The organism is Lactobacillus sp. JM1 (assembly GCF_009834385.1).
Taxonomy (GTDB): Bacteria; Bacillota; Bacilli; order Lactobacillales; family Lactobacillaceae; genus Lactobacillus; species Lactobacillus paragasseri.
Map to the genome: position 1 here is coordinate 17,183 of NZ_CP044414.1, position 20,766 is coordinate 37,948.

General features: G+C 35.0%; 18 protein-coding genes and 2 pseudogenes. 13 read left to right on the plus strand and 7 right to left on the minus strand.

All coding sequences use genetic code 11. The annotated features are described in order from the left end of the window. Positions 1–12 precede the first annotated feature (12 nt). The 5 genes from F3I00_RS10545 to F3I00_RS10740 all read left to right on the plus strand — a co-directional run bounded on the left by F3I00_RS10545 (position 13) and on the right by F3I00_RS10740 (position 5,920). Positions 13–855: a hypothetical protein gene (locus F3I00_RS10545; RefSeq protein WP_020807709.1), complete on the plus strand. Its 843-nt coding sequence runs from the start codon at positions 13–15 to the stop codon at positions 853–855. 10 nt (positions 856–865) lie between these two features. After that, positions 866–2,452, plus strand: a complete 1,587-nt coding sequence (locus F3I00_RS10550) for an ABC transporter ATP-binding protein (RefSeq protein ID WP_020807708.1) — start codon at positions 866–868, stop codon at positions 2,450–2,452. Positions 2,453–2,458: 6 nt separating this feature from the next. Further along, positions 2,459–4,030 (plus strand): ABC transporter ATP-binding protein, encoded by a 1,572-nt coding sequence (locus F3I00_RS10555; protein WP_035426694.1) that lies wholly within the window; start codon positions 2,459–2,461, stop codon positions 4,028–4,030. Positions 4,031–4,719: 689 nt separating this feature from the next. Beyond that, entirely contained in the window at positions 4,720–5,379 is a 660-nt protein-coding gene (locus F3I00_RS10560; RefSeq protein WP_229036606.1) for an alpha/beta fold hydrolase, read from the plus strand. 127 nt (positions 5,380–5,506) lie between these two features. Next, positions 5,507–5,920 carry a hypothetical protein gene (locus F3I00_RS10740; protein WP_020807705.1) on the plus strand — a complete coding sequence of 138 codons (414 nt, stop codon included), beginning with the start codon at positions 5,507–5,509 and terminating at the stop codon, positions 5,918–5,920. A gap of 29 nt (positions 5,921–5,949) precedes the next feature. On the opposite strand, the pseudogene F3I00_RS10565 reads toward F3I00_RS10740, so the two are convergent. The 3 genes and pseudogenes from F3I00_RS10565 to F3I00_RS10575 form a co-directional block, all read right to left on the minus strand. Further along, positions 5,950–6,442 (minus strand): annotated as a pseudogene (locus F3I00_RS10565) (transposase family protein); the annotation flags it as partial. Positions 6,443–6,730: 288 nt separating this feature from the next. Further along, complete coding sequence (locus F3I00_RS10570; protein ID WP_020807702.1) at positions 6,731–6,946, minus strand: hypothetical protein; 216 nt, start codon at positions 6,944–6,946, stop codon at positions 6,731–6,733. A gap of 6 nt (positions 6,947–6,952) precedes the next feature. After that, complete coding sequence (locus F3I00_RS10575; protein ID WP_005728422.1) at positions 6,953–7,738, minus strand: ParA family protein; 786 nt, start codon at positions 7,736–7,738, stop codon at positions 6,953–6,955. Positions 7,739–8,316: 578 nt separating this feature from the next. Here F3I00_RS10575 and F3I00_RS10580 point away from each other — a divergent pair. From F3I00_RS10580 to F3I00_RS10745, 3 genes are all read left to right on the plus strand, one after another. Beyond that, on the plus strand, positions 8,317–9,420 hold the full coding sequence (locus F3I00_RS10580) for a replication initiator protein A (RefSeq protein ID WP_020807701.1): 1,104 nt from the start codon (positions 8,317–8,319) through the stop codon (positions 9,418–9,420). Positions 9,421–9,673: 253 nt separating this feature from the next. Then, a complete protein-coding gene (locus F3I00_RS10585) occupies positions 9,674–9,955 on the plus strand; it encodes a type II toxin-antitoxin system RelB/DinJ family antitoxin (protein ID WP_020807700.1) in 282 nt (93 codons plus the stop codon). Next, on the plus strand, positions 9,945–10,451 hold the full coding sequence (locus F3I00_RS10745; RefSeq protein WP_020807699.1) for an mRNA interferase PemK: 507 nt from the start codon (positions 9,945–9,947) through the stop codon (positions 10,449–10,451). Before F3I00_RS10585 ends, F3I00_RS10745 begins: the two co-directional genes overlap by 11 nt. On the opposite strand, the gene F3I00_RS10595 is transcribed toward F3I00_RS10745, so the two are convergent. Both F3I00_RS10595 and F3I00_RS10600 read right to left on the minus strand, forming a co-directional pair. Next, the gene (locus F3I00_RS10595; protein ID WP_113533212.1) at positions 10,441–10,719 is read right to left on the minus strand and encodes a hypothetical protein; all 279 of its coding nucleotides are present in this window, start codon (positions 10,717–10,719) and stop codon (positions 10,441–10,443) included. The genes F3I00_RS10745 and F3I00_RS10595 overlap by 11 nt on opposite strands. Positions 10,720–10,741: 22 nt before the next feature. Then, entirely contained in the window at positions 10,742–10,969 is a 228-nt protein-coding gene (locus F3I00_RS10600) for a hypothetical protein (RefSeq protein WP_164920215.1), read from the minus strand. Positions 10,970–11,219: 250 nt separating this feature from the next. Here F3I00_RS10600 and mobQ point away from each other — a divergent pair, with 250 nt between their 5' ends. Both mobQ and mscL read left to right on the plus strand, forming a co-directional pair. Next, positions 11,220–13,280, plus strand: a complete 2,061-nt coding sequence (mobQ, locus tag F3I00_RS10605; RefSeq protein WP_020807742.1) for a MobQ family relaxase — start codon at positions 11,220–11,222, stop codon at positions 13,278–13,280. Positions 13,281–13,775: 495 nt separating this feature from the next. Beyond that, positions 13,776–14,159 carry a large-conductance mechanosensitive channel protein MscL gene (mscL, locus tag F3I00_RS10610; protein WP_020807741.1) on the plus strand — a complete coding sequence of 128 codons (384 nt, stop codon included), beginning with the start codon at positions 13,776–13,778 and terminating at the stop codon, positions 14,157–14,159. Between the two features lie 372 nt (positions 14,160–14,531). Here the strand turns inward: mscL and F3I00_RS10615 are convergent, their stop codons facing one another. Together F3I00_RS10615 and F3I00_RS10620 are read right to left on the minus strand one after the other, a co-directional pair. Further along, a complete protein-coding gene (locus tag F3I00_RS10615) occupies positions 14,532–15,728 on the minus strand; it encodes an ATP-binding protein (RefSeq protein ID WP_020807740.1) in 1,197 nt (398 codons plus the stop codon). A 210-nt stretch (positions 15,729–15,938) separates the two neighbouring features. After that, entirely contained in the window at positions 15,939–16,541 is a 603-nt protein-coding gene (locus tag F3I00_RS10620; RefSeq protein WP_020807739.1) for a recombinase family protein, read from the minus strand. Between the two features lie 485 nt (positions 16,542–17,026). Here F3I00_RS10620 and F3I00_RS10625 point away from each other — a divergent pair, with 485 nt between their 5' ends. The 3 genes and pseudogenes from F3I00_RS10625 (at position 17,027) to F3I00_RS11035 (ending at position 20,679) form a co-directional block, all read left to right on the plus strand. After that, positions 17,027–17,872, plus strand: coding sequence for an FAD-dependent oxidoreductase (locus tag F3I00_RS10625; RefSeq protein ID WP_236547654.1), 846 nt, complete (start codon positions 17,027–17,029; stop codon positions 17,870–17,872). Between the two features lie 335 nt (positions 17,873–18,207). Beyond that, positions 18,208–20,518 (plus strand): annotated as a pseudogene (locus tag F3I00_RS10630) (Cna B-type domain-containing protein); the annotation flags it as partial. A gap of 98 nt (positions 20,519–20,616) precedes the next feature. Beyond that, positions 20,617–20,679, plus strand: coding sequence for a hypothetical protein (locus F3I00_RS11035; protein ID WP_370519045.1), 63 nt, complete (start codon positions 20,617–20,619; stop codon positions 20,677–20,679). The last annotated feature ends 87 nt before the right edge of the window (positions 20,680–20,766 follow it).

Genomic DNA, 20,766 nt, shown 5'->3' on the forward strand with positions numbered 1-20,766 from the left:
GAGGAAAGTACTATGAAAATCTATAAGTGGAAACTATCTAAATTACAAGTTCTTAAGCTAAGTAAGGTAAAAGTACAAGGAAACTTAGTTGCCGTTACTTCCGACGGAAATAAATATATTCCTTTTGGAGGAATAGATTCACTCTATGAAACGGCTTATAAAAAAGCTATATCTGAGTTAAATGAACGCGCGGCATGGTTTACTATGTACAGTTTACATCCGAGTATAGTTCCTAATACAACTGGATTCGCGGCGCATACAGATAAAGAAAAAGCTATTCAGAGTTCTATCTATGAAGTTATTGAAAGAAAAGCATTTCATTATTTTATTAAACTCATTATGAATAATAAAATAGATGAGATTTACTCTAATTTTCATATTCAAAATAAAAAAGATTTTCTTCTTTTTAGTAAGCCATATTTAACTCAGGCGGGTGAATTATGGATTACATTTGCGTTTGATTTAGGAAGAAAAATTATACCGGTAGGAATGGGAAAGCAAAATAATTTAGCTGAAAGTATTGATGATGCAATAGACGAATGCATAATGGTAAATCACTCTATCGAAAAATATTTAATTAGTCATAGTAATAAACAATCTACACAGAGTATGTCCCAAGAAGAACTTCTTTCATTTATTAATTTGGGAAAGAGTACATTACTTCAAGATAATCTAGAAAAGCTTAGTATAGAAAACAATTATTATGAGAATGTTAAAACGAAAAATATTGAAAGCTTGCTAACTTTGAATGTTACTCGATATATACCTAAATTTTTATCTCCAACTAACAGATATGTATATTTATCAGTTCCCTTAGAAAAAGCGGACTCTATTAAAAATAATTATAGGATCTAGATGATTAAAAATGAGTTTTCAAAAATTAATTAAAACTAATTTACTCTTATTCATTGTAATAATTGTTCTAGAGCTTTTGTTTGCAGCAGGATCTGCAATCAGTTCGTATATTATACAATTCGCTTATAATCAACTAGTTAAAAATATTCTTCTAGGTTTTTTGCTAATTATTGCCAGTAGTGTCTTTCTTTCATTCATTTCTTATATTTTGAGCTCGTTAGCTACATATCTTTTTAGTAAGCAGACGCAAAAATATATTCACAGTATTAGGCATAAATTAATAAGCGAATACTATCATGACAAGGCGCCTAAAGTAGCTGAAATGGAAAATGAATTAAATAGCAATTTACAAGTGCTGACTAAAAATTATGCCGATCAGTCTTTGAGTATTATCCAATCAGGTTTTTTATTGGTTACGTCAATTAGCAGCCTTCTTCTAATGAATTGGATGCTGACATTGTTGGCAATAATTCTATCAGTTATTACGCTTTATATTCCCCGCTTTACAAGACAGAAAGCTTCTAATGCAACGCAAAAAGTAGCTAGTAGAAATAGTAAATATTTGTTAGTTATTGAAGAATGGTTTAACGGCTTAGAAGAATTAAGAAAATATACAGCTTTTAATCAATTAGACTTAGTCATGCAAAAAGTTAGTCAGAATTTAGAAACAAGTTTCGTAGAAAGAAAAAAGGTAATTTCTGTTGCTGATTTTCTTAACGGATGTGCTAATTCTTTTTCTCAAATTGCGATTACTCTGTTAGCCGCAATTTTGTTTTTTAATCATCAAGTAACTTTTGGAGTAATAATAGCAGCAGGGAACTTCTCCTCTATGATTTTAAATTGTTTATTGACAATTACTACATCGCTAACACGAATTCAGTCAGTTCAAGGTCTTAACAAACAAATTATTGAATCCCAGAAGTTAGTCCCTTTTCATAAAGAAATTAATACTGATGAAATATGCTCAATTAGTACGCATAATTTAAGCATTTCGTTTAAAAATGGAGAAACGATCTATTTTCCAGATATTCATATTAAAAAAGGCGAAAAAGTGTTGCTTAGTGGCGACAGTGGTACTGGTAAGTCTACGCTGTTTAAATTAATCCTTAATAAATTACAACCAACTAATGGACAAGTTATTTTTGAAGATAAATATGGTAAAGAAATTAGTCCTGATTATGCTCAAATAGGATATATTCCTCAGGATGGAAAGCTATTTCCTACTTCTATTATCAACAATATTATTATGTTCAATAATAAATTGAAAAAGCTGAGTAAAAATGCAGTTGAAAATAATGATTTAAGTAAAGATATAGCTAGTATGCCAAATGGACTTGAAACGGAAATTGATTTAGACACGAATAATTTTTCTGGAGGTCAAAAACAGAAAATTATTTTAGCTCGTAATGAGATACATAATTTTTCTATTATTTTAGCTGATGAGGCAACTAGTGCAATAGATTCAAAAAGTAGCTATCGCATTCTAAAAAATTTAGTATCATCGAATAAAACAGTTATTGTAATAGCGCATAATTTAACTCCAGCCATGGAAAAACTATTTAGTAGAAAGATTAGCCTTGGAAGCAATAAGAGGTGAGTATAAGTGTCTTTTAAAGATCTATATGCTGTTAATAGAATAAGAATGATATCGCTATTAGTTCTAGAATTCCTAACTTCTGGTTTGATAATTGGGGTCAGCTATATTAATACATATCAAATAACGGCTATTAAAGACCGCAAATGGCAACAATTTATTTTCTTGATTACTCTATCTTTGATTTTGTTCATTATAAGCTATGCTGGTCTTAATGTTTGTCAGTATTGGATAGAAAAACAAATTCAACAATATAATCATCAAATAAGATTTAAAATAGTAGATCATTATTTTTACGATAATAAACCGCATAATGCTGCCCAAGTTCAGAATCGGCTAACTAACGACCTGAACTTAATAAAGGATTCAAAACTTGCAGTATATACGGATATTCCATATTATTTAGCTCAAATTATCTTTGCATCAATTGGTTTGTTGCTGTTTCATTGGAGCCTATTAATTGTCGTTTTGATATTGGGAACACTCAGTTTTTATTTACCTAAACTTCTTCGTCCTGCCATGCAAGCAGCTGCTCTAAAGTTATCTCAAGCAAATAAGCAATATTTAGATACAGCTGAAAAATGGTTAGATGGCCTATCGGAACTTAAAAAATTTTCAGTGGGTTCACAGTTGTCTAAGATTATGGATCATGCATCTGATACATTAGAAAGTGCAAATATAGCAAGAAGAGGTACTATGCAAGGCTTAGCTGTATTGAATAAGGCTACCTCAGCGTTGTTACAATTTGTTTTATTAGCCGTTACGGCCATATTAGTTACAAACCATATTGTTGTATTTGGTGTAATAGTAACTGTTGAAAGCTTTAGCTCTTATATCAATGTATCAGTTAAGATGCTTGCAACTGAATTAGGACAGATTCACTCAGTAGATCGTTTAAGCAGGGAAGTTAATGCGGACACAGCTGTAATTGAGCATACGGGCGACTTACAATCTCCAGCTAGTTTAACTACAAAAAACGTGTCAGTAAAATTTTCTAACGGGAAAATAATAAAATTTCCTAATTTAAATATAAAAACTGGTGAGAAAATTTTGTTGACTGGTGACTCAGGATCCGGAAAAACTACTTTATTTAAAGTACTTCTTGGTAAGATTAAACTTCATACCGGTATGATCAATTTTAAAAATAAATATGGTGACGATATTAACATCGATAAGGCTAAGATAGGATATATCCCACAAGATCCGATTTTATTTCCTGATAGTATCGAAAATAATATTACAATGTTTAATTCAAAATTGAAAAATAAAGTGCTAGATTATGTTAAAAACGTTTCTTTTGAATCTGATATTAGAAAAATGTCGCTAGGTCTAAAGACAGAATTAAATTTGCAAAAATTAAATATTTCTGGAGGTCAACGACAAAAAATTGTGTTAGCTCGGGCTTGCATTCACGATGATGATTTTATTTTGATTGATGAGGGCACTAGTGCTATAGATAAAAAAGCAACGCTTGAAATCTTAAAGAAGTTATTAGATGGCCCATACACTGTGATTTTTATAGCTCATAATTTTAATGAAGAAATGTACAGTCTCTTTGATAGAGAGATACACTTAACTTAGATGCGTTTTTTGTAGTACTAAATCACTATAGTCTGAACACTATTTAGTGCTAAGACTACTAAATTAAAATAAAATTTCAAAAAAAGTCTATGCAACTTAAAAATTACATTCTATACTATTACCTACATCAAGAAAGACATAAATAATTTAAGAAAAGTAACTAAGCAATGATGAATCGATCGAGAAAAAATGTCGAGAAAAGCATCATTGCTTTTTTGATGCTTTTGCCCGTCATTTTAGTATTTTTACACATCTATGTTCAAAAAATTAAAAAGGAGAATTTGATAAATGAAGATTTTATCCGCAAGAACAAGTACCGCTATATAATGATCCGGTTCTGACTAATAGCTGGTATAGGCTAAAGAATAATGGGGCTTCACTGATTCATTTTGCACATTATTCAAATGAATCAATTACTAATAGTCTTAATCTTACCAAGATTTATAAGGCTAGTGTCTATAACAAAAATATTAAATAGGTTGTAGTTAAAAATGGAATTATCATAAGTTTAGCAAAGCTAATTACATCTTTAATGAGGTGAATATTAGAAAAATATGTTTAACGCTAGAACTAAAAGTATAGTAATTAATGGCTATAGTATGGATTATATTAGCTTCGGCAAAGGTAATAAATGGTTAATACTCATTCCTGGACTATCCATCAACCGAATTCGCGGCCACGCTTTACAAATGTCTTTCATGTATCGTCAATTTGCTCGAAAGTATAAAGTATTAATGTTTGATCGACGTGATCACTTAACTCCTAGCTATTCAATCGGTCAAATGGCTGATGAATTGTATTCTGCCTTGCGAAAACTAGGTATCTACAAAATTGATGTGGTTGGCGTTTCTGAAGGTGGTATGATCGCCCAAAAATTGGCAATTAATCAACCTGATATAGTTCATAAACTGGTCTTGGCGGTCACCATTTCAGAACCCAATAATACAAGTAATACAACCATTAAGCAGTGGATTAGTTTAGCTAAAAATAATCAGCTGAAGGAGTTAGTATGGGATTCATTTCAACGATCTTATTCTACTCACTATATCCATAAACATCATCACCTGCTTAAACTACTTGCAACTATTACTAAAGTTAAAGAAGTCGATAGATTTATCATTTTAGCCCAGGCAATCTTGAATTTTAATGTTGCAGCTCAACTGACCAAAATTAAGTGCCCAGTCTTTGTAATTGGTGCACAACAGGACCAGGTTCTTTCAGTAGAGGGAACTAAAACTATAGCTAAAATTTTACATGCTCCACTATACATATATCCACACTATGGCCACGCGGTTTATATTGAGGCGAAGGACTTTAATCAAAGAATATACAATTTTTTAATGAGCTGACGTAAGTCAAATTTAGCATCACTGATTCACTTGGCATATTACATAGATAAACCCTGGCAAGTAATCAAGTAATAGATAAACAAAACCTATTTTTGATATACTTAAATTAAAAGTCGAGGTGGCCTTTATGTTTTTATTAAAGCTACATGATTTAATTAAACATAATTATGAAAATGGCTTGTATTCCAAAGATTACAGCTATAAAGCTAAAGATTACAGTTATAAGTCTGATGATTTTAATAGCCTATCAGATTTTGATAAAGGAAAGTTTCAAGCCCAGACTGATTATCAAAAGCGGAGTCCTTGGAAATATATTATTCAGCGTTTAATTGAAGATAAAACCATTCCAGATTATTTTTATCCGCATGCTTTAGAAGGCCTAAAGGACTTAAAGAAACAAATTAAGCGTCAATTAAATGATGCCAATATGACGATAATCATTCTAGAATTACATTTTGATGGTCATAATGGCGATCATTTATTGGTGTATGTACCAACTGATAAAACTGTCTGTCTTCTTAGCTGGCATTGGTACGCATAGTGAACTATTTGGATAACTTAAAAAGGGACGCTCAAATAGATTAATCGGTAACCGGCGGCTCGCGTGTGGATGAATATTAGCCGTCAAAATACGCTGAACTGAGTTTGTCGAAATACCGGTGAGACTGGCGATAGTCTTAGCCGGGAGTGATTTACTGGCTAGCTTCAGCACATGAGTCGCTAGTCCGTGACCGATGGCGTGGTTGGTTGATACCACTGGAGTGGTGGCCGTACAAGTGCTATGGCAGTTACTACAACGCCAGCGTTGCTTGTTTAGCTCTAGAATTACGGGCCGGTCCATGGATCCTACAATGTGGACATGAGTGAGCTTGTGTCCGTTAGGGTGCAACGTATTGTATCCACAGCTGGGACAGCGCCTGAGTGTGTAGGTAAGCTCTGCCTGGATGACCAAATACTTTTTGCGACCCGAGCCCCGACCATGAAATTCCTCACGAGTACCGAACACCCGAATGTTTGTGTCTGTAACTCCCAGTAATTTAAGTGTATTATCTAGTTGAGACATCTATTCCTACCCCCGCTTATCTTGAGTTTCGTCGCTTAAAGCATAGCACTAGGGAGGCTTAGATGCCTTTTTTTGTTATCAAAAAGGGCCTAGTACTTTTGGAATGGAAATACTTTCCAACACCAAAAATTCTAGACCCCTAAATTTGCGATCTACCACGTATGTTTAAATCAAATTTATTTTAAATATACCTTGTACAGTGAAGTTTACTGATTGTGTGATTTATGATAAAAGATTAATCTTTTATCATAAATCACACAATCAGTAATACATAAGTTAAGCTCAATCTTATCTACGTTTAGCAAGGCCTTCACGAATAATTTTTTCTAAGACATCAACAATTTTTTCGTCATTCTCAAAAGCGATGCGTTTAACTTCTTTATATGTGCTCATGCGAAGTTGAACGGTTTTAGTTCTTTCTGTTTCGAATTGGTATGGACTTTTTAGATTTTTAAGTTGTTCAGATGCCTTTTTACTAACTTTGTTTAAAAAATCTTCTGCCATGATAAATTACTCCTCTAACTGTTGAATTCTAAGTAGTTGTTCATTAAGAACCATTTGGTACATTTGGATTGCTCTTTTATCCCAATGGTCTTTATTCCGTATTCCTTCATTAGCAAACGTTTTAACCCGTTCTTGAGTTCTAATTGAGTTTGAAAAGACCCCTTCGCCAAAAAAGTCTTTTGCTTGTGCAGAAATTTCAGTATCAACTTTTGCACGTGGCTTCATTAAGTACAATATGACACCAACTAACTGAAAACTTCCATTGTATTGTTCACGTAGTTCACCTAAATGCGTAGCTGTTTTTAAAGAACTTGTATATGACTGCTTTTGAGTTTGTAAGACAATTGAGATGAAATCTGAAGCCATGATTGCATTATTAGTAAAGACATTTATTGTTGGTGGTACGTCAATAAAAATATAATCGTAATTTTGTTTTAATTTTGAAAGCATTTGTGGTAATAGAATATTACGTTTAACCCGACTAACTTTTTCTACAGCACCAATCCATAAAGATAATGTCCAATCTGTAGGAATCATATCAATTTGGTTTGTAACAGACACAATAGATTTAGACAAATTCCCTCCAAGAAGGCCCTCATATAATGAAAGTTCCGGCTTTAAATCGGCTTTATAAGTCTCCTTCATAATTTCAGTTGCATTTCCCTGGGGATCGAAATCTATCAGTAGTACTTTTTTCCCCTCTTGACCCAATAAATAGGTTTCCATTACAGTCAAGGTGGTCTTACCAACGCCACCTTTAAAGTTGAAGTTTAATAGTGTTTTCCCATTCATAGTAGCACCTACCTTTACATAAACATTTTACCATGATTTATGATTAATCACAAATTTTATATGACTTATGATTAATCATAAATCATATCCATAAAAATATTTACTTAACCTTTGCAGAATGATATGCTTTGTTCATAAACAAAAAATCCCAATCCACTCGGGATTGGGATTTTTGCAGTATTGACAAGTAGCTATCTTGCAGCTACCTAGTCCAAGCAATTTTCACCGCCAAGTTAAAATTGCTTGAACAAATTGTAATCTTGTTTACGTGCTAATTATACCGCAAGCAAACCTTAAAGGGCAAGCAAAGGTAAACTAATTAAAACGAAGATAAGACCAATGGACTAAGTAGCTTCTAATAACTACTTAGTCCATTTTTAGTTCTCAAAAATTAAAAAAGTTGCCGACTGGGCAACCCAGAATAGACACATGCTGGTGAAACTACAAAGCCGATCACGACCAATGTTCACTTTGTAATTCTATTAAAGCATATCAGATTTGTATTTTAAAGCAAGTCAGATGTTTTAGCAACTCTCTTTTGAGACAGCATGTGTCAGTCAAGAAAGGGAGTTTTTATTATGACAAAATCAACAAATTTTAATTACTATGAAGCCGATAACGTATATGGAGCCTTATTTTTCCAGTTTCCTAAGGTATTAATGTATGGCGAGCAATACAAGCATTTAAGCAGTGACGCTAAATTGGCTTATATGGTACTGAAAGATCGGCTCGAGTATTCTTTGCGCAACAATTGGGTTGATGAAAAAGGACACGTCTACTTTATTTTTACCGTTAAAGAACTACAAGACTTATTTAATTGCGCTACTGAAAAAGCCGTTAAAATCAAAAAAGAATTGCAAACAGCCAATCTATTAAAACAAATTCAAATGGGATTTAATCCTAAAACGAAAAAGAATGAACCAAATCGTCTATACCTTTCTAAACTCGATGTGAAAGCTACTGATGTCTATTTAAGGGGCGAATATGGGCAAAAAGAGCCTGAAACCCTTGCTACGAGCGGAATTTCGAAAATCGAAAGTCCGCATGACTTCGTTGAAACCCTTGCTACGAGCGGAATTTCGAAAATCGAAAGTCCGCATGACTTCGTTGACGACAATCCTCAAACCCTTGCTACGAGCGGAATTTCGAAAATCGAAAGCAATCTATATAAAGACTATAAAAATAATATAGATACTAATAGATACGATATAGATACTCAAAAGTTGGACTTTTCCACAGCCAATTTTTCACCAGCTGAAATTGAAGCCCAAAATCGGGATTTAGTAAAACATGCTGATGAGTTCTTAACTGACGAAGATAATGGTTTGCCGGTCTTCTTAGAACCAGAAGCAGTGCAACTACTTAGCTTTTGGTGCCGTACCCCACAACAAATGCGGCGCTTTATTGGCATTATCTTAAACGCCAAATATGCTGTTGAAAAAGAACATAAGGATTTAGGCGTATGGATTCTATTAGACGATCCTGATTTAAAAAAAATGATGACCAAAACATTAAGACGCTATTTTAATGCCCTAAGAAGCGATGAGAAACATATCAAGAATGTTGAGAACTACCTGTACGGCACCATGCAAAACCTATTTGATGTTTGGTGGAACCAACAAGCGGCTAGAGACTATGCGGCCAAAGACCAAAATATTGATAACGAGCATACTTGGGATTAAAACGCCACATAAGCTCATTTAAGCCGTTTTAAGTGCTACAGGCATGATTATATTAAAATCGCTTTAAAATCGCTTAGACAGAAGAATAGGGACTTTTAAATGAGTGCCAGAGCTAACCAGGCTAACCAACTCAAAAGTTCAGCCTTTAGATCAACGCCAAGCTCAGGTGATTTGAGGCCAGGGCTTTATCTATTGATAAGGTACTCAAAAGGTAGTATAATGGTAGTAATAAAAGAAAGGAGATGAGACAATCATGGCAGTTAAGGAAAAGAAACGGGTCCAAGTCAAGATTGATAAAGATTTGGCCGATGATACCGAAGCCGTTTTAAGCGAATTGGGCTTAAATCCAACCACGGCCATTAACATGTTTTACAAGCGGATTGTTGCTAATGGTGCTTTACCTTTTAAGGCGTCTTTAAGCGAAGAAGAAAGAGCTAATTTACGCTTTTTAAAGGCGACCGAAGGGACACCAGTCACCGAGTTCAAAGACGCTAAAGAGGTCGCTGATTGGCTCAACGATCCAGATGAGGACTAATGACTTAGTCAGCCTATACGTTAGTTTTGTAGAAACTAACGGTGGCAAGTCTCGACCAGTTTTAATTCGTCGGGTATCAGAACAGACGGTCGAGGCTTTTAAAATTACTAGTCAGTATGAAAAGAAGTCGGCTTATATCAAGCAACAATATTATCCGATTCAAGATTGGCAATCCGCTGGGTTGAAGAAACCTTCCTGGGTCGATCTTGGTAATATTTATTGCTTTCCCAAAGCCGGTTTAAACTTTAAAGAAATCGGTCATTTAAGTAAGCTAGATCAAAATAAAATTTCAGATTTTACGCTTGACCTAAAATCAAAAAGAAGAGGTAAGGGTCAAAAGATAATTCAACAGCGATCAAGTAAAAGGAAGTACAAAGAAAGTGAAGCAGAGCTTACACAAAGAATTCAAAAACAGTTAAAAGACTTTGCTAAACACAATCCAGAAATTAAGCCAAAAAACAATCCTGAAAATAAAAACGATCGGCCTAGTTATTAGGCTGATCGTTTTTGAATTTGTTCGGTTTATGGGCATTAACGTAATTAGCAAATATTTTTAAAAGTTCTTCGGTTTGTTCGACTGATAATTTATCAGCCTGAAAGTATTTTTCGAGTAAGGCTCCTTTTTGAATTAGTCGGCGAGAACGGGCTTTACGGGCTTGCCGATTTTCATAGTATTTAGATTGCCGTAATTTAAAATCTTCTCGCTCAATTTTTTGTTTTAAACGCGCTTGCTGCTCGACTAGTTTTTCATATTGATTAGACATGGAATTTCCCCATCTCGTATGGCTAATGATCTACGGACTTTACCTTTAAAAATTCAGAAAATTGCTGGGCTAAAAGCTTAATCTGATCGTTAGACAAATTAGCATAATCTAAATTGGCTTGACTGATGATTTGTTTACCTAACCGTTGTTCAATCTTATTTTTTTCGTCCTTAATTTTTTGATTAAGGGCTTTTAATTTAGCTTCTTGTTTTTCTAAGTTACTTTGAGACATAACGATCCCTCCAATCATATTAGAAATAATCACCGAAACTATATCATATAAGAAACGTTAAGTCAAAGTATAAAAGTTGAAAAAGCGAAGCGGAAGGCATACACTAAGTTGAAGTTAAGAGAATCAGCAGACCGAGTGAAACGAGGTCAATGCGCACTTATACATAGAATAAATTCTATGTTGTGCTAACCCAAAAATCCTGTATTAGAAGTCGCCGATGGCGACAACAAAGTCAAGCCCATAGAATCAAAGCAAAGAGGTGACTAACATGGCAATTTTTCATATGAGTTTTAGTAATATTAGTGCTGGTAAAGGCCGGAGCGCAATTGCCAGTGCCGCCTATCGAAGTGGTGAAAAACTATTTGATGATAAAGAAGGACGAAGCTATTTTTATGCCCGTTCGGTTATGCCAGAAAGCTTTATATTGACCCCTAAAAATGCGCCAAAATGGGCAAATGACAGGCAGAAATTATGGAACGAAGTTGAAAAGAAAGACCGTAAGGCTAATTCACGTTATGCAAAAGAATTCAACGTTGCCCTACCAGTTGAATTAACTAATGAGGAACAAAAGGCTTTAATCACAAAATTTGTACAAGAAACATTTGTCGATAAAGGTATGGTCGCAGATGTCGCAATTCACCGCGACCATGAAGAAAACCCACATGCTCATGTTATGCTTACCAATCGCCCTTTTAATCCAGATGGAAGTTGGGGATTAAAGTCAAAAACGCAATATGTTTTAGATAAAAATGGCAAACAATTATTAACTAAAAATGGTAATCCAAAACAAAGAAAAATCTGGTTAGTAGATTGGGATAAACCGGGAAAAGTTGAAGAATGGCGACATGCTTGGGCAGAAGAAGTAAATAGTTTATTTCAAGCTAAAGGTATGCCAGAAAGAATCAGCGAAAAATCGTATGAAGAACAGGGCATAGAAAAGACACCAACCAAGCACGAAGGACACAACAGTCAAACCAAAGAAAGAAAAGCATTTAACGAAGCAGTTAAGGAGCAAGACAGAACTAAAAAGCAATATCAAAATAACCAAGAAAAGATTAATAATCAGAAGCACTTTGACGCTTTAAGTCAGCATTTTTCTTTCAATGAAAAACGGTTAATCAAAGAGTTAAGCCATGAGCTTAGAACTTATGTCAGCTTAGAGAGTTTAGATGATAAACGCAGAATGTTGTTTAACTGGAAAAACAGCGTTCTTATTAAACATGCGGTTGGGGAAGATATTAGAAAAGAATTGCTAACAATTAACCGTCAAAGTCAGTCACTAGAAAAGGCAGATAGACTGTTAGAAAAGGTTACTAATCGAGTAATTGAGAGATTATATCCAGAGCTAAAACTTGATGAAATTACACCAGCAGAACGGCAAGAATTAATTAAAGAAACCAACAGCGAACAAAAAGTTTTCAAGGGTGAAGAACTACATGATCGTCTATTGATGATTAGAGAAGATTTGATTAATCGTCAATTATTAACTTTCACCAAGCGCCCTTATATCAGTTGGCAATTATTAAGTAAGCAAGAAACAAGGGATAAGGAAAAGCTAACCCAGATTTTGAGCAAACATGGTAATTCCCTTGAAGAATTAGAAACAGCAAATAGGGGAGTTCTAGTCAATTACAGTCCAGCTGAGCAAGGACAAATTAAGCAAGCCGTTAAGGACTTGCGGACAATTAAGGCAGTTAAAGAGATTGTTCAAACACAGTATCAAGCAGTATTGAAACAAGCATTCCCAGATACCCCAATAGATAAAGCACCGATTGAGAAACAGGAACAAGTTTATACCGCTTTGATGTACTACAATCCGAGTTTAAAGGCTTGTCAGCTGGAAACGATTAAGGCATGGCAAAAAGAACCGCCAGTAGTCTTTACCCATGAAGAGCATGAACAAGGATTAGCTTATTTAACAGGCAAAAAAGCGCTTAATGATTTAACTAATAAGCAACTCCAAAGAGTAATGAAGTATGACGGTACTAGACAGTTATTCTTAGGGGAATGTGAGAATGACCCAGCCATTAAAGACAGTCGGATTAAGACAGTACGACAAGAGATTGCCAATGGACAAAATCAAGACGATCAAAAACGACAAAGTCAACTTTCAGACTATGAACCGTTTAACTACAAAGAAGTCACCCCCAGTTACTACCTAGAAACCGCCTTTAGTGACGCATTATTAGGAATCTTGTACTCAAGAAGCGAAGACCGCAGACGAAGCAAACAAGCCAAAGGTTTACGAGAAACCGAATGGAAAATGACGAGAAAACAACGGCAACATCAAACGAGAAACCGGCATGATGATTTTGGCTTACATATGTAGTTAAACTATATGACTTTAAAATGTTACCGAAAAGAAGTAATTCATAATGCATTAAGTGAGATTCAATCGTCAGCAAAAAGGCGATTGATATTACTGATGAATTAACCCAAAAACTAGGCTTACAAGAAGAACAAAAAGAAAGCAATAATCTCAAAGCTGAAACGAAACAAGAAACAACTTCTGAAAATAAGCAGCCAACCAACAACAATAACAAATCATTAAGTGATCGTGTCCAAGCGCAACTTAATAAATTTATCAAACAAAACCCAGATATGAAGAAGCCCGAACAAGAACAGACACAAGAATTAAAAATGTAGTTTGGAGCAATCAAGATGAAAAATTTAAGTTGGTTTAACCTGTAAGGCTTTAGCACTTCCTTGGTCTTATTAATTTATCCAAATATATATGAATGAAATTATGAGCTTTTCTTGACTAATTTGATTTATGCTTTAGTACAGTTTATAATCAATAAGTTGTTTAGAAAGGGGTCAGCAAGTGGTCAAAGAATTTAAAGAATTCATTTCTCGTGGCAATATGATGGACTTAGCTGTTGGAGTTATTATTGGTTCAGCTTTTACTGCCATTGTTAATTCTCTAGTTAAGAATTTAATTAATCCATTAATTGGTTTATTTATTGGAAAAATTGATCTTTCAAATCTAAAACTCACTATTGGTGAAGCAACTTTTAGGTATGGTAGTTTCTTAAATGCCGTTATTAACTTCTTAATTATTGCTCTGGTAGTATTTATTTTAATGAAATTAGTTAATAAATTTACAATCAAAAAAGAAGCAGAAAAAGAAACGCCAGCTCCTAGCAACGAAGAAATTTACCTTCGTCAAATTAGAGATGCACTACAAGAAAAGAAAATCTTGCGATAACAGGACTTCTCAGTAGAGCCGTTTAATACGACGGTGAACATAAATTTAATCCAACAATTAAAGCCTTCAGAATCCTCATTTTGAGATTCTGAAGGCTTTTTAATCTGTTCCGGTGACTTCTTTTATAACCAAATTTAATTTTGGCTTTGATCTGCAAGTCTTCGCGCTTGGGTAGCTAATCCTGCAAACTTATCTACATAACCTGCAAGACTTTTATCCTGTCCTAAAATTTCTTGTCCAAATTTATGTTACGCACCTCGCCTTTATCTCGTAATGGTGTGCTTTTTATGTCTGTTGTAACGATACCAATAAAGTGATTTTCGGCGACTATGCAAGCTAATTCTACTTAAAACTTATACGTCACCTTCTGGCTCACCTAAGCAACCAATCTAAAACATATTCAACATTGATTCCATTAATATCTCCAGCATCAAATTGGTTCAGAGTAAGTACGACCTTTTTATAACCATCCGGAATAAATCGTAAGTTATCAGTCTCACGTTTATTAGCATCTGGTATTTGCTGAGTAATTTGATAGTACTCAATTGTAGATCCTTTGCGGGCAATAAAATCAATTTCTTTATCGTTATACTTACCAACATCGATTGAATAGCCACGACGAAGTAATTCAATGTAAACCACATTCTCTAATTGGTGACCGAGATTATCGATAGCATCTTTGTTAAGCAGAGTATTACGTAGGCCATTATCAACAAAATAGTATTTATGCTGGGTACTAAGCCATTTTTTGCCGCGTAAGTCGTAACGATTTGTTTTATAAAATAAAAAGGACTGTTGTAATAGGTCTAAATAATTAATAACTGTTGATGTTGAAATTTTGAAGCCATTGGATCTTAAAGTATTAGCAATTTTAGTTGCAGAAACTAGATTGCCAATTTCGCTCATTAAATAGTCACAGACAGCAAGGAGAGCCTGATCGCTATTAGCTTTTAGACGCGAAGAAACGTCACTTAGAATAATCGAATCAAAGATTCCACGTTTTAAAGCGTCTTTAAGATTAGTATTAGGAGCAACATCAACCGCTGGAAATCCCCCCTCTAATAAATAGTCTTTAAATAGTTGATAGACCTTTTCTGGGGATCCATTTTTAAAGTCATAATATTCCTTGAATGATAATGGATAAACTTTAAGTTGAACGTATCTTCCAGTTAACAGCGTAGCAAGTTCACTGGATAATAGGAATGCGTTCGAGCCAGTGATATAAATATCAGCGTCCATATCAACTCGAAAGCTGTTAATGGCCTTTTCCCACTCTTTAACGTATTGAATTTCGTCAAAGAAGAGATAATTTTTTTTATGATGGTTTTGATGTTGGTGGACATAGTCATATAGATCTTTAGCATTACGAATGTTGATAAAAGCAAAATTTTCAAAATTAATGTGAATAATTTGATCATCTTGAATACCATCACCTTTAAGTTTTTGAATAAACATATTCATCAAAAAGGTTTTTCCTGAACGCCGAATACCAGTAATTACTTTAATAGCCTCGTTATCTCGAAAATCTTCAAGGAATTGCATATATTGAGGGCGGTTAATGTAGTTCATATTAGCTTTTGCTCTCTTTCTATTTTGTATACAAGATATTATATCACCATTTTATATTTTATTTTGTGTACTATACAAAATTCAAAAAAATTAATTTTTGTTACGTAAGAGATACAAATGTATCAAGATTAAAATAAATCTGTCGACTTTGAATCAAAGATACAGATACTTCGAAATACGGACACTGCTATCAAAGAAAATTATGAAATATTAATCTTGTGAATTAGTTTTTGACGATGATAGTCGTATTCGTAGCTTCTTAAATTTTTTGAAACGCCTTTTCTGCGTGGCAATGCTTATCCCTGTTTTGCGTTCAATCATCTTATAGGTCATACCTTGCTGTCTTAATTCGTAAGCCAGTTGAATTTGTTCATCACTATAAGTTTGGGGGCGACCCTCTCTAAAATTCGGGTCATGGGCTTTTGCATACATTTTGCCTTCTTGTGTTCTCGTAACAATCATATCTCTTTCAAATTGAGCAAAGGCACTAAAAATGGTAAAGATGAGCTGGCCAGTTGGTGTATTATCAATTACTCCCATATTTAAGATGTTGACCTTGATATTTTGCTTAAATAATTTCTGAATGAGTTCTAGAGCTTCGGTTGTGTTTCTGGCGAACCTATCTAATTTAGTCACAATTAAAGTATCATTTACTTTTAACTCGTTAAGTAGTTTTTGAAACTCTGGTCGTTGGGTAGTCGTGCCTGTATATTTTTCTTGAAAAATTTTGTCTGCGCCAGCTGACTTTAACAAGTCAATTTGATTTTCGAGTTTTTGGTCACTGGTGCTAACTCGTGCGTAACCGTATTTCATGCTTTTTTACTCCTTACTAACGAACCTAAGATACGAGCTATTATATAACTAATAAAATCAAGGGTACAAAAATAAGCTCACAACTGTTAAGTTATGTCTTTTGAACTTGGAGTGAGAATGTAGTCAAGTGCTAGGTGTGGAGATTTTTTTGTGGACTTCAAAAAAATACTACCCGTTCTTGACGGAATGAAACGACACACTGAAACGGCTGAAAGCCAAAGTTAGTTACACTAACTTTGCTTTCCTGCCACACGGCGAGTGGGCGAGTGAGTTTGAGCGGGGGAAAAAAATTCCTCTCATTATTGCGGTCAAGCTGGTTCAGCTTGTGGGTGTGGGTAAAACCCACGGTTTGTCTTGAATTAAAAACAGAAAGTTACTTTTTATAAGCAAAATTGTAGACAGCTGACATCTATCGTGCTATTTTGTAAAAGAAATATGTTACTGATAAAAAATAAGTAGTAAGAATTTGGATTAGGAGTCTAAGTATGAGACATTTTAAGAATATTATTATTGGTTTTGGTAAAGCTGGTAAGACTTTGGCAGGGAGCCTGACAAGTCATGGCGAAGAAGTGCTTTTGATTGAAAAAGATCCAATGATGTACGGCGGAACATGTATCAACATCGCATGTTTGCCAACTAAGAACTTGGTAATTAACTCTCAAAGAGGAGTTAAGTATGAAGAAGCTTTCGAAACTAAGGAAGCTATGACAGCAAAACTACGCAACAAGAACTACCACAAGGTAGCAGACCAAGACTTGGCAACTGTGCTTGATGCAAGTGCTGAATTTATTGATGATAAGATAATCAAGGTAACTGATGAATCAGGTACAGAAGAATTAACATTCGACCGTCTTTTCATTAATACTGGTGCCGAAAGTAATGTACCAAATATTGATGGCCTAAAGATTGACGATAAGATATTGACTTCAACTGAAATGCTTGCTAAAAAAGAACTTGCTAAGAATCTGGTTATTTTAGGTGGTGGACCAATCGGACTTGAATTTGCTTCAATGTACGCTGGCTTTGGCAGTAAAGTAACTGTAATTGAACCAATGCCAAGTATCTTGGGCCGGTTTGAACCAGAAATTGCTCAGGCAGCTAAGGCTGATATGGAAGCAGATGGCGTTACCTTCATGCTTAAGTCTTCTTTGACCAAGGTTGAAGAAACTGAAGCTGGTCTTAACTTAACTGTTGAAACCGAAGATGGTGTTAAGGACTTGCAAGCAGACGTGATGCTTGTGTCAGTTGGCCGCCACCCAGCCACTGCCGCCCTTCACCTAGAAAAAACCAGTCTTGAAGTTGGCCAAAGAGGGGAGTGGTGGATAGTATAGATAAGTAGATGGTTTTGTATACAAAGCGTGTTCTAAGGAGAGGAAAAATGAAAAGAATTCGAACGTTTCTATCTTTGTTGATAATTGTAGGCGGAATTTTTGCAGCCCCAATTCAAACTATGGCTGCCACTAATATAAATGGGACACCATCTGTAGCTAGCAGTCAAAGTAAGGGTGACTTACCTAGCATCGATCAAGCACAAAGTTCCAAATCAAAGTTTGCCAGTTCTGCAAAAACTAATGATATTCCACAAAATGTTACGAAAAATGAAAATAAAGTCAGCCAAAAAGCATCCAATGAGCTTGGAAACAATGAAGGTGTGAGAGGCCCATCTTCTAGTATTGATATTACTATTAGCAATTCCAAGTTAACCACTAATGTGATTGAAGGAGGTTTTGGCACTACTGAATTTAAATTCGATTTCTCAGTTCCAGATTCAGCCAAATCTGGGGATACAACAACTATTTCATTACCGGATCAGTTAGATTTCCAACGATCTCAGAAGTTTAATATTTATGCACCTGATGGCAAAACTGTTGTAGCTACAGCAGTTATCGATAAGCCCAGCAAATCACTTGTTCTAACCTACACCGATTACGTTGATTCACATGACTCAATAAGTGGCCATATTGATATGCAAGTAACGGCCGCTACAAGTGAAATTAATAAAGAAGAGACCATACCAGCGGAAATCAAGATTAATGGGCACACCGTTACGATTGATAGATCTGGTATAAAACACATACCTTCCAAGGGTGATACAGCAACAGACTTTTGGAAGTACGGATATGTTGATTATGACAATAACAAGAATGAAATTATCTATCACGTCAACATTAACGCCTCTATGCAAAGTGTCAGTAATGTAGTTATCTCTGATAGTTTGGCTTCAGATGGTTTTTCTTATGTGCCCGGAAGTTTTTCTATTTCTAAAGGAAATTGGGAAAGAAATTCTGAGAACTATTGGACATTGAGCAATCCACAAGATGTGACAAGCCAATATAACATTGATATTAATTCAAGCAATAGTGCTTATACAGTGAAATTGGGCAATATATCTGAGGGTTATGCAATTGTCTACCGGGTTAAGTCAAACCATCCATTACTTAATGGCGAACTGGTCGAGAATGATGTTAGCTATAAATCTAATAAGAAGGTAATAAACAGTTCTATAAATAGAGTTCTTTACCAAGAGGCTAATGGCAAAGCTAATGGATATAATTATAGTTTAACTATAAATAAAGAGGATGAATCTGGAGCCCCACTTGCAAATGCTGTTTTTTCTGTTATTCGCAAGTCAACTAATGGGGTTGTTGGAACCATAACTACTGGTCCTGATGGTAAAGGAACAATTTATGGTCTTCTAAAAGATGATTATATTATACGTGAAACTTCGGCTCCATCGGGATATACATTGGCTAAAGATGTTACTGTTTCAGCTGATAGTTTTGACTCTAAGGGAGCAACAGCAACGATCACAGATAAGAAAGCTGTTACTACCGTTTCAGGTACAAAGACTTGGAAGGATAATGATGATCAAGACGGCAAGCGCCCTGATTCAATCAAGGTTAACTTATTAGCTAATGGTAAGGTTGTTCAAAGTAAGACAGTGAAGGCATCAGACAACTGGAAGTACAGCTTCACTAACTTACCTGAATTTGAAAATGGTAAGAAGATTACCTACACCGTTACTGAAGACCAAGTTAAAGACTATTCAACGACGGTAGACGGGTACAACTTAACTAACAGCTATACGCCGGCTAAGACGAGTGTTAGTGTAACTAAAGCATGGAACGACAATAATAACCAAGATGGCAGTCGTCCAAATGAAGTTAAAGTTCAGCTCTACGCTAATGGTGAAAAGAGTGGTAACGAAGTTACCCTTAATGCGGCCAACAAGTGGACTCACACTTGGACCGAATTAGCTGAAAAATCAAATAAGAAAACTGTTCAATACTCAGTTAAAGAAGTTGGTACTGTTAAGGGCTACACTTCATCAGTTAACGGTAAGAATGGTAACTTCATAGTGACTAACACGCATACGCCAAGCACTACTACCGTTTCAGGTACAAAGACTTGGAAGGATAATGATGATCAAGACGGCAAGCGCCCTGATTCAATCAAGGTTAACTTATTAGCTAATGGTAAGGTTGTTCAAAGTAAGACAGTGAAGGCATCAGACAACTGGAAGTACAGCTTCACTAACTTACCTGAATTTGAAAATGGTAAGAAGATTACCTACACCGTTACTGAAGACCAAGTTAAAGACTATTCAACGACGGTAGACGGGTACAACTTAACTAACAGCTATACGCCGGCTAAGACGAGTGTTAGTGTAACTAAAGCATGGAACGACAATAATAACCAAGATGGCAGTCGTCCAAATGAAGTTAAAGTTCAGCTCTACGCTAATGGTGAAAAGAGTGGTAACGAAGTTACCCTTAATGCGGCCAACAAGTGGACTCACACTTGGACCGAATTAGCTGAAAAATCAAATAAGAAAACTGTTCAATACTCAGTTAAAGAAGTTGGTACTGTTAAGGGCTACACTTCATCAGTTAACGGTAAGAATGGTAACTTCATAGTGACTAACACGCATACGCCAAGCACTCCGAATGTTCCTACAAATAAGACCCCAAACAAGTCGAGTCGCCACAATAATCCGATCAAAAAGATAGTTCAAAAGATAGTTCAGCTAATTCTGCCACAAACAGGCAGTTCCTCTGAAACGTATCTTATTGCTATTGGTGGGGTATTGCTGATTTTGCTGCTCAGTGTCATCCTTCTTAAAAGGAAGAAAAAGTAACTTTTAATTAAAAAGAGTCTGGGAAAAAAGTCATTTTTTGACTAAATTCTAATAAAACTCAAAAATAAAACCGTTGATATATTAAGG